The following is a 7,499-nucleotide window of genomic DNA, read 5'->3' on the forward strand; positions in this document are numbered from 1 at the left end:
CCGCGCCGCACGCGCGCGTCCGGTGCGTCCCGCCCGCCGCCGCGTCCTGACCGCCGGCCCGCCCGGCGCGCCGGCGCGGTTACCAGTCCCGGCCCGTACGGCCGCGCTTCGTCTCGCCGCGGGCCTTCTTCTCCCGCAGGCGGCGCTCGTTGATCCCACGCGGGATCTTCGTCGCCCGACGGGCCTTCGGCGGCGGGGCCGTCGCCTCCGCGAGCAGCGAGGCCAGCCGGACCAGCGCCATCTCCCGGTTGCGGAACTGCGAGCGGTGCTCGGAGGCCCGTACGGTCACCACGCCGTCGACCAGCCGGGACGCGAGCCGCTCCAGCGCCCGCTCCTTCCACACGTCCGGCAGCGCCTTGGTCGCCGCGACGTCGAAGAGCAGCTCCACACGGGAGTCCGAGGTGTTCACGTGCTGCCCGCCCGGCCCCGAGGAACGCGAGAAACGCCAGGCGAGCTCCGCCTCGGGGAGCACGACCGAACCGCGGATGACATAGGGACCAGGCATGCGCCCTATGATCCCGCGCCCGCACCCGCCCCGTCACTCCTATTTCGTGCGGGCTTATTTCGGGCGGGAACCCCGCGGGTACCTCCTCGCGTTAGAGGAGACAGCGGTACTTTGACCGCCTGTACGTGCATGCTGGATGAGGAAAGGGACAATCCCATGGCTGTCAGCCTGTCCAAGGGCGGCAACGTCTCGCTCTCGAAGGAGGCCCCGGGCCTCTCTGCCGTCACGGTCGGCCTCGGCTGGGACACCCGTACCACCACCGGTGTCGACTTCGACCTGGACGCCTCGGCCATCGCGGTGAACGCGACGGGCAAGGTCGTCTCCGACGGCCACTTCGTCTTCTTCAACAACAAGTCCACCCCGGACCAGACCATCGTCCACACCGGTGACAACCGCACCGGCGAGGGCGCCGGCGACGACGAAGCCATCAACGTGAACCTCGCGGGCCTCCCCGCCGACGTGGACAAGATCGTCTTCCCGGTCTCCATCTACGACGCCGAGTCCCGCAGCCAGAACTTCGGCCAGGTCCGCAACGCGTACATCCGCGTCGTGAACCAGGCCGGCGGCGCCGAGATCGCCCGCTACGACCTCTCCGAGGACGCGGCCACCGAGACCGCCATGGTCTTCGGCGAGCTCTACCGCAACGGCGCCGAGTGGAAGTTCCGCGCGGTCGGCCAGGGCTACGCCTCCGGCCTCACCGGCATCGCCCAGGACTTCGGCGTCAACGTCTGACCGACGCCCGGTCCGCGGCACAGCCGCAGGCGAAGCCCCCTCCCCACCGTCCGGGCAGGGGGCTTCGCTACCGTTCGCAAGGTGATCCTCCAACCGCTCGTCCCCGTGGACGGCGCCCTGCCGGGGCCGGTCCTCACCGAAATCGCCACGCTCTACGCGACGAACCACGCGTTCTTCGAGATCAGCGGCGACTTCCCCGACCCCGCCCGCATCACGGTGGAACAGGTCGCGGCCGCCCTCGCCGACGAACTCGCCCACGACGGCGCCGAAGTACTGCTGGCCCGCTCCGCCGGCCGCCTCGTCGGCCTGGCCGCCACCCTCGACCACCACCCCGACCCGGCCTCCGAAGACCCGGACCCGTGGATCGGTCTGCTGCTCATCGACTCCACCGCGCACCGCGAGGGGTACGGCCGCGCCGTCGCCACCCTCGTCGAGGACCGCTTCCGCGCCGCGGGCCGGACGGGCGTACGGCTCGCCGTGCTCGAAGCCAACACCAAGGCCCTCGCCTTCTGGCAGGCCCAGGGCTACACGGTCCTGCGCCACGCCAAGGACCGCGAACTGGGCCGCCCCTGCACGGTGATGCGCAAGACGCTCGGCACGGACGCGCAGCCCCCGGACGCGTAGCCCCCGGAGGCGTCGCGCTCCGGGCGCCCCGGGTTCAGGAAGCCGTCGTTTCGGGCGCCTCGGGCCGGTCCTCGCCGTACAGCCACACGTCCCAGACCTCCTTCAGGTCGTGACCCGTGTGCCGCTGCGCGTACGCCGTGAACTCCGCGGTGCTCGCGCTGCCGTGCCGGTGGTCGGCGGCCCAGCCGCGCAGCAGGGCGGAGAACTTCTCGTCGCCGACCTCCTGGCGGATCCGGTGCAGCACCATCGCGCCCCGTACGTACACGGGCGTGCCCGAGATGTGCTCCGGTCCCGGCGGGGCGGCCGGCGGGAAGGCGTCCCACTCCGAGTCGGCGGCCTCGTCGACGGAGGTGTCACCGGCGAGGATCGCCTCGAAGCGGCGCTGCGCGGTCGGCCCGCCGTGCTCCTCCGCCCACATCCACTCGGCGTAGGTGGCGAAGCCCTCGTTCAGCCACATGTCCTTCCAGGACTTCGGCGAGACCGAGTTGCCGAACCACTGGTGGGCCAGCTCGTGCAGGATCAGGTTCTCGTCCGGCGCCCCGGGATAGACGGGCTTGGTCTGCGTCTCCAGCGCGTACCCGAGGGTCCCGCCCGGCAGCACGATCGTGCCGACCGTACCGAAGGGGTACGGGCCGAACTTGGCGGAACCCCACTCCACGATCTCCGGCAGCCGCGCCAGCGCGGGCGCGCTGCGCTCCGCCTCGGCGGGCGTCACCGCGTTGTAGACGGGGATGCCCGACGGGGTCCGGCCGGTCTTCACGTCGAACTTCCCGATCGCGGCGGTGGCCAGGTAGCTGGCCATCGGCTCGGGACTGTGCCAGGCGAACTCCGTCTGCCCGTCCTCGACTTCCGTGCGCGAACGCAGCTCGCCGTTGGAGACCGCCTCGTAGCCCTTCGGGACGGTCAGGGTGATGTCGTAGGAGGCCTTGTCGCTGGGGTGGTGGTTGCCCGGGAACCAGCCCATCGAACCGACCGGCTCGCCGACCCCGACCGCGCCGTCATCGGTGGTGATCCAGCCCTCCTCGGATCCGTCCGGATCCGTGACGGGCTTCGGGCGGCCGGTGTAGTCGATCTCCGTACGGAAGACCTCGCCCTTCTTCAGGTCCTTCGCCGGGCGCACCGTCAGCTCGTTGCCCGTCCGGTTGTACCGGGCTCCGGCGCCCTGCACCTCCACGCTCTCGATCTTGAGACCGCTGAAGTCGAGGTTGAAGGAGCTGAGGCCCTGCCCGGCGCGGGCGGTGATGACGGCCGTACCGTGCAGCTGCCCGTCGGCGGGGTCGTAGGCGAGGTCGAGGTCGTAGTGCTCGACGTCGTAGCCGCCGTTGCCGGCGCGCGGGAAGTACGGGTCGCGGAGCCCGGACGCGCCGGGCCGCCCCTGCACCGTGGAACCCGTACATCCCGTGGCCAGGGCGGCGAGGGAGAGCAGGGCTGCGGCGGCGGGGGCGGCGAGGCGGACGAGCCGGGGGTGTTCCACGCACTCGATCCTAAGCGGGCGGACGGGCCCGCTCCGGTGCCGTGGGGGCTTCGTGGACCACTTCTCCAGGACTACTTCTCCAGGGCGTCGACGCCCGCCTTGGCGAACTTCTCGTCGAGGTCACCGGACGGGGCGCCGGCCACGCCCACGCCCGCGACCGGGGCGCCCTTGGCCTGGACCGGGGTACCGCCGCCGAGGAACAGGGTGCCCGGGATGTCCTTCAGGCTCGGGGTCTGGGCGAGACGGCCCGCGAGGACGGAGGTCGGGGCGTTCCAGGACACGGCGGTGAAGGCCTTGCGCTGGGCCGACTCGTAGGACTGCGGGCCCGCGCCGTCGCCGCGCAGCGTGACGATGGTGTTGCCGTTGCGGTCGACCACCGCGACCGTCACCTTCTGGTTCTCCTTCTCGGCGGCGTGCAGCGCGGCCTGGGCGGCGCGGGTCGCGGCGTCGACGGTGAGGTGGGTCGAGGTGGTGAAGTTCTTGTCGTTGTCCTTCTTCGCGGCGGCGGCGGGGGCGGCGGCCGGCGCCGAAGCGGGCGCGGCGCTCGCGCTGACGGCACCGAACGTCCCGGCGCCGAGGGCGAGGGCGAGGGCGGTACCGGTGAGGACGCGGGTGCGGGTGTTCATGTCTGCTCCTGGTGGTAGGACGTCGCCCGATGGGGCGGGGCGTGGTCGGTGGGTCGTGCGTCGGCCGGCTCGTTCTGCCGCTGCTCCAAGACTCGGCCCGGATCCCGCCTCCACCCGTCGCCGTACCGGCTCCCAACGGCCACCGCACCGGCTGACCCGAGGGTCATCCGATCGGCCGATGCGCCACCCCCGCCCCCCGGTTCTCCTGATCGAACCCCTCCCCCGAACCCCACCGGGGTTCCGGAACCCACCCGGGGGTCCGGGCACCCACCCGGTTTCCGGGACCCACCCGGGGCTCAGGACCACCCGGGGCCCGGGACCCACCCGGGGCTCAGGACCACCCGGGGCCCGGAACCGACCCGGGGTCCCGGACCGCCCAGGACCCGGAACCCACCCAGGGGTCAGGACCACCCGGGGCCCGGAACCCACCCAGGGGTCAGGACCACCCGGGGCCCGGAACCCACCCAGGGGTCAGGACCACCCAGAACCCGGAACCCACCCAGGGGTCAGGACCACCCAGGGCCCGGAACCCCCGGGATCCAGATCCGGAACCCACCCGGGTGCCGGGCCCACCCGGCACCCGGGAACCCGCCCCGGCCGCCCGGCGGGGCACCGGCCGCCCGGCGGGCGGATCCCCACCGGCAACCCGCCCGGCCAGGGCAGAGGCAAGATGGATACCACCCCCACCCCCAGGAGCCCCGCCGTGAGCCACACCCCGCGGCCGCACCCCGCCGCCAGTGCCGGTGCCGATCCCGACACCCGCACCCTGGCCACCGTCATGCACGCGGCGTTCTTCCTGCTCCTCGGCGCCTCGGTCGCCCGCTTCCTCCTGCGGCACCCCGGCGAACCCCGCACCCCCTGGGTCATCGCCCTCAGCATCGCGCTGGCCCTGCTGTACGTCCTCGGCCCCGTCGTCGGTGCCACCCGCGTACCCGCCCCGGCGCCGCAGGCCGCCCGCGCCACCCGCGTACCCGCCCCCGCGCCGCAGGCCGCCCGCGCATCGGTCCCCGCGCCGCAGGCCACCACCCCCACCCTGCGCCGCCTGCTCTGGCTCGGCCTGGTCGTCGCGACCTGGGTGGTACTGGTCCTCCTCGCGCCGAGCTTCGCCTGGTGCGCCGTACCGCTCTTCTTCACGGCGCTGCGCACCCTCCCCCCACGCGCCGCGATCGTCCTCGTCGCCCTGCTCACGGTGTTCGTCGTCGCCGCCCAGCTGCGGCTGTCCACCGACTTCGACCCGAACCTGTTCCTCGCCCCGCCCGCCATCGCCGCCCTTGCCACCGCCGTCTTCGTCCACATGGAACGCCAGGCGCAGGCCCAGCGCGCACTCATCGACGACCTGATCCGCACCCGCCGGGAGCTCGCCGCCACCGAACGCCGCGAAGGCACCCTCGCCGAGCGGCAGCGGCTGTCCATGGAGATCCACGACACCCTCGCCCAGCACCTGTCCAGCCAGCAGATGCTGCTCCAGGCCGCGGACCGGACCTGGGACAGCCACCCGGACACCGCCCGCGCGCACGTCCGGACGGCCACCGGCATCGCGGCCCGCGGCCTCGCCGAGGCCCGGCGGCTCGTCCACGACCTGGCGCCGCCCGAGCTGGAGAACGGCGCCGGGCTCGCCGACGCCCTCCGCGCGCTGGACGCCGGCCCGGACATCACCGTCCGCTTCCACCTGGAAGGCGCCCCGGCCCCGCTCCCGGACCGCGCCGAATCGGCCCTCCTGCGGATCGCCCAGGGCGCCCTGTCGAACATCCGCGAACACTCGGGCGCGCGTACCGCCGCCCTCACCCTGAGCTTCCTCGGCGACCAGGTCGTCCTGGACATCGCGGACGACGGCGACGGTTTCACCGAACCCCGCAGCGCCGGCCCCGACCGAGGCCACGGCCTCCCGGCGATCCGCGCCCGCGTGCGCCAGCTCGGCGGCACCCTGACCATCGAATCAACCCCGGGCGAGGGCACCGTCCTCTCGGCCTCGATCCCCCTGGAGCCCACAGGATGACGACGATCCTCCTCTGCGACGACCACGTAGTGGTCCGCGCCGGCCTCCTCGCCCTCCTGGGCAGCGAGCCGGACATCGAGGTGCTCGGCGAGGCCGGCAGCGGCGAGGAGGCCGTGGCACTGGCCGCGAAGCTCCACCCGGACGTCGTCCTCATGGACCTCCAACTGGGCGAGGGCATCGACGGCGTGGAGGCCACCCGCCGCATCACGGCCCTGCCCGGCCCCCCGCACGTACTCGTCCTCACCACGTACGACACGGACGCGGACATCACCCGGGCCATCAGCGCAGGCGCCACCGGCTACCTCCTGAAGGCGGAACGGCCCGAGGAACTCTTCGCCGCGATCCACTCGGCGGCAGCCGGCCGTACGACGCTCTCCGCGCCGGTCGCGAGCCGCGTGATGGCCCACATGCGGGGCTCCCGGCCCACCCTGACGGACCGGGAGCTGGACATCCTGGGCCAACTGGCACGCGGCCTCGGCAACCGCGACATCGCCCGCGCCCTGTTCATCAGCGAAGCCACGGTCAAGACCCACCTGGGCCGCATCTACGACAAACTCGGCGTGGACACCCGCGCGGGCGCGGTCGCGGTAGCCAAGGAACAACGCCTCCTGCCGTCGTGAGGGGGCGGGGGCGGGGGGCGGGGCGGGGTCGGGGGACGGCGGGGTCCCCGTGATCCGCATCAGGGAGGGTTTGGTGGTTTCCCGTCAGTCTCATCGTCTCTCCGGGCTGGACCGGTCCCTCAAGGGCGCTCACTTCGTTCGCGTCGCTACGCGATGGCCTACGGCCACCCTTGACCGACCGCCCCACCCCGGAAAGCCGAAGACCGACGGGAACCCCCCAAAAGAACGGTCACGGGGAAGAGTCAGAGGAGCGGCCCCGTCAGGGACGAGACGACGGGCCGGGGGTCGGCCGACCGGGCACACGGCCCCCTCGCGGCCCCTTCCGGGACCGGGCTCCTGGCTTACCCACCCGAAATGACGACCACATCAGCCTGGGGCGCAGTCAGGCGCGTCAGATCGCTACGCGCTCCTCTCGGCTCAGCGGCAGCGGCCCGTCTGGGGCTGGACATAGGCCGCAGGAGGCATCTGTGCCCGATGTCGTCTCGGCGGCCGACGACCAGCCGTGGTCACTCCCAGGGGAAGCCTGGAGGTCTTTCCTGCCGGAGGGTGTCACCGCAGGAGTACAGGCGGGCGATAGCCGCACGTCAAGGGTGATGGGCAGGCCGTGTGGGCGGTCTATGTCCAACCCCAGACGGTCGCCGGACGCTAAGCCGAGAGAAGCGCGTAGCGATCTGACGCGCCTGACGGCATCCCAGGACGTCGTGGTCGTCATTTCGGGTGGGTAAGCCGTTGGCCTGGTCCCGGAAGGGGCCGCGAGGGGGCCGTGTGCCCGGTCGGGCGGCCCCCGGCCCCTCGGCTCATCGCTGACGGAACCTTTGGGCAGTCGGTCCCCCCTGCCCTCCTTCGGGGGCTTCCCGGCAGTCTTTGGCATTTCGTTTCGGGCCGGTCGGTCAAGGGTGGCCGAAGGCCATCGCGAAGCGAC

The 7,499-nt window shown here is 73.0% G+C and carries 7 protein-coding genes; 4 read left to right on the top strand and 3 right to left on the bottom strand.

What is annotated here, in order from left to right; all coding sequences use genetic code 11:
* Positions 1 to 79: 79 nt before the first annotated feature.
* On the bottom strand, positions 80 to 505 hold the full coding sequence (gene arfB, locus ABZZ17_RS15255; RefSeq protein WP_356875980.1) for an alternative ribosome rescue aminoacyl-tRNA hydrolase ArfB: 426 nt from the start codon (positions 503 to 505) through the stop codon (positions 80 to 82).
* A gap of 156 nt (positions 506 to 661) precedes the next feature.
* Between arfB and ABZZ17_RS15260 the strand changes: the two genes are divergently transcribed.
* Both ABZZ17_RS15260 and ABZZ17_RS15265 read left to right on the top strand, forming a co-directional pair.
* A complete protein-coding gene (locus tag ABZZ17_RS15260; RefSeq protein WP_031145314.1) occupies positions 662 to 1,237 on the top strand; it encodes a TerD family protein in 576 nt (191 codons plus the stop codon).
* Positions 1,238 to 1,318: 81 nt separating this feature from the next.
* A complete protein-coding gene (locus ABZZ17_RS15265; protein WP_356875982.1) occupies positions 1,319 to 1,861 on the top strand; it encodes a GNAT family N-acetyltransferase in 543 nt (180 codons plus the stop codon).
* Positions 1,862 to 1,895: 34 nt separating this feature from the next.
* Here ABZZ17_RS15265 and ABZZ17_RS15270 read toward each other — a convergent pair whose 3' ends face one another.
* Positions 1,896 to 3,335 (bottom strand): M1 family metallopeptidase, encoded by a 1,440-nt coding sequence (locus tag ABZZ17_RS15270; RefSeq protein ID WP_356875984.1) that lies wholly within the window; start codon positions 3,333 to 3,335, stop codon positions 1,896 to 1,898.
* A gap of 71 nt (positions 3,336 to 3,406) precedes the next feature.
* On the bottom strand, positions 3,407 to 3,961 hold the full coding sequence (locus tag ABZZ17_RS15275; RefSeq protein ID WP_356875986.1) for a heme-binding protein: 555 nt from the start codon (positions 3,959 to 3,961) through the stop codon (positions 3,407 to 3,409).
* 778 nt (positions 3,962 to 4,739) lie between these two features.
* On the opposite strand from ABZZ17_RS15275, the gene ABZZ17_RS15280 reads away from it, so the two are divergent.
* Complete coding sequence (locus ABZZ17_RS15280; RefSeq protein WP_356876007.1) at positions 4,740 to 5,957, top strand: sensor histidine kinase; 1,218 nt, start codon at positions 4,740 to 4,742, stop codon at positions 5,955 to 5,957.
* Complete coding sequence (locus ABZZ17_RS15285; protein ID WP_356875988.1) at positions 5,954 to 6,577, top strand: response regulator transcription factor; 624 nt, start codon at positions 5,954 to 5,956, stop codon at positions 6,575 to 6,577. The genes ABZZ17_RS15280 and ABZZ17_RS15285 overlap by 4 nt, the downstream gene beginning before the upstream one ends.
* Positions 6,578 to 7,499 lie beyond the last annotated feature (922 nt).

It is taken from the genome of Streptomyces sp. NPDC006512 (genome assembly GCF_040611935.1).
Taxonomy (GTDB): Bacteria; Actinomycetota; Actinomycetes; order Streptomycetales; family Streptomycetaceae; genus Streptomyces.